The sequence below is a fragment of the Ammoniphilus sp. CFH 90114 genome, assembly GCF_004123195.1.
Lineage (GTDB): Bacteria > Bacillota > Bacilli > Aneurinibacillales > RAOX-1 > YIM-78166.
In genome coordinates, this window is sequence record NZ_SDLI01000046.1 from 1 (window position 1) to 2,666 (window position 2,666).

Annotated in this window: 2 protein-coding genes; both read left to right on the forward strand. The window is 42.4% G+C overall.

Annotated features, from left to right (window positions below; all coding sequences use genetic code 11):
* Positions 1-231 precede the first annotated feature (231 nt).
* The gene (locus EIZ39_RS27635; protein ID WP_255434063.1) at positions 232-366 is read left to right on the forward strand and encodes a hypothetical protein; all 135 of its coding nucleotides are present in this window, start codon (positions 232-234) and stop codon (positions 364-366) included.
* Between the two features lie 102 nt (positions 367-468).
* A complete protein-coding gene (locus EIZ39_RS26100; protein WP_129204509.1) occupies positions 469-1,905 on the forward strand; it encodes a DEAD/DEAH box helicase in 1,437 nt (478 codons plus the stop codon).
* Positions 1,906-2,666: the final 761 nt, after the last annotated feature.

The following is a 2,666-nucleotide window of genomic DNA, read 5'->3' on the forward strand; positions in this document are numbered from 1 at the left end:
AAATGAAAAAAATCGCTTCGTGATACCCCCTTAGGTAAGGGACTGACCCCTTTTACAAGGTAAAGCGCGGAGCGCTTCGCCGTTGGCGAACATGATAATAGCATTCGTTGCGATAATGTCAAATCCTTTTTACATTTCTATTGCTTCTATAAAATTATAATTAAAAACAACAATCTTTAAGAAAACAGCCTTTTTGAAAGATCCTTTGTCCTATCTGAAAGGGGAATCCGGATGCAATTATACGGAAAACTTCACAAGGGAGAACTTGAGACCATTGTAGGGGTAAGAGAACTCAAAACTGACTATACACTTATGGATGAAATTGCAGCAAGAAATATGGCAAGCAACCAAATCAAGCAACCGTGATGGGCCATCCTGGGTTGAATTCAACATACGATGGCATAATTTGCATATGATCACTCGTTGTGAGAATCCTATCTATAAGCCGAATAATAGTGAGGGATATCCATGAATTTTGATGAATATGATTTAAGCGATGACATCCGAAGAGCGCTTGATTTGTTAAAATACGAAACCCCTACAGAGGTTCAGCGCCAAGTCCTACCTATAGCCCTGCAAAACCAAGATCTTGTTGTAAAGTCTCAAACAGGCAGTGGTAAAACGGCAGCCTTTGGTATACCGGTTTGCGAAAAATTGCAGTGGGAGGAGAAACATCCACAGGCCTTAATCCTAACTCCCACGCGTGAGCTTGCTGTGCAAGTCCGTGACGATCTTACCAATATCGGTAGGTTTAAGCGGATCAAGGCAATGGCCGTATATGGGAAAGAGCCTTTTTCCAAACAAAGAGAAGAGCTGCAACAAAAGAACCATATCATTGTGGGTACCCCGGGGCGTGTCATGGACCATATCGAGAGAGGGACCCTAGTATTAGATCAAATGAAGTATCTGATTATAGATGAAGCAGATGAGATGCTAAACATGGGATTTATCGATCAGGTAGAAAAGATTATCCAACAACTCCCCTCGCAAAGAATAACCATGGTCTTTTCAGCTACCCTGCCTAATGATGTAGAGAAGCTCTGTCATCAATACATGAAAAAGCCTGTTCATATTGAAATTGCCGCTTCCGGAATCACAACGGAAACCATTGAACATGCCCTAATCGAAGTGAATGATGCGCATAAGCTCTCCCTCCTTAAAGAGGTTACAATCATTGAAAATCCTGATAGCTGTATTATTTTCTGTGGAACCAAAGTACATGTGGATACGGTATACAACGAATTGAATAGATCCCATTATTCTGTTGAAAGACTCCATGGAGGATTAGAGCAAGAAGATCGGTTTGCCGTTATGGAGGGCTTTAAAATGGGGAATTTCCGTTATCTTGTAGCCACGGATGTTGCTGCGCGGGGAATTGATATTGATAATGTGACCCTTGTCATTAACTATGATGTCCCTATGGAGAAGGAAAGCTATGTACACCGAACAGGCAGAACGGGTCGTGCTGGAAAGAAAGGAAAAGCCATCACGCTTGCCACACCTGCGGAGGGGAAGTATCTTAGATCGATTGAGAACTACATAGGGTTTAAGATTCCTAAAATCGAAGCGCCTCGACACCAGGATGTCGCAAGGGCCAAGGCTGCTTTCGAAGAAAAAATCAGCGGTCGCAGAATCGTTAAAAATAATAAAACGGCACGAATCAACCAGGGGATTATGAAGCTCTATTTCAGTGGAGGGAAAAAGAAAAAACTTCGAGCCGTAGATTTTGTGGGAACGATTGCGAAGATCCCTGGTGTAACAGTGGAGGATATAGGAATTATAACGGTTCAGGATCAGTTTTCTTATGTTGATATTCTTAATGGAAAAGGCTCTTTGGTTCTACAAGCCATGGAAAATACACCTATAAAAGGAAAAAAGTTAAAAGTGAGCCCGGCTAATAAATAATGTCGCCATCTTGAATGCTGGGATGGAGATCGTCGAAAACCCTATCCAGCGCAAATGTGTTGGGTAGGGTCTAATTTGTCGACGTTAAAAACACTGGACTCGTACTACTAGGGAATGCTTAACCCGTATTTCCAGTGAACAAATACTCTTCATGATGGATGCAACTCCTTCAAAGGAGCCAGAGTGGAGAGGTACGTATCGAATTCTAGTGGGAAATTACAAAGTTTATTATTCTTTTTCGGAGGACAAGAACCTTTGTTAAATTGAAGGTCTAAAGCACCAACATCAAAAGTGATAAAAGATTCCTTCATGATAAATGCTACACAAACATCACCTCCTCCCAAGCTGGCATCTCATTCCCCTCATCCTAAATCCCAGCGATTATTCGCAAGCCTATTTCCCCTTTTACAAGGTAAAGTGCTGTTTGTTTACAGCAAAGTGCTATGCACTTTACTTTATGATGAGGGACAGTCCCTCACTCTGCTATCGATCATTACTTGCAAGACTGGGTAAATTCAATCTGGATTTAGCCGACACGATGACCACGATGAACCACCCGAATCGGGTACGTTTGACTTCCTTGGTTTTACACACTATATCGGTAAGAATAAGAAAGGAAACCCCCGGGTCAAAAGGAAGACGAGCAAGAAGAAGTTCAAAGCCAGTCTACTAAAATGCAAGGAATGGGTCCGAGATCATCGGAATCTCCACATCCATGAGCTAATGGAGCCACTTCGGGGATACCCCCTCAGGTAAGGGAC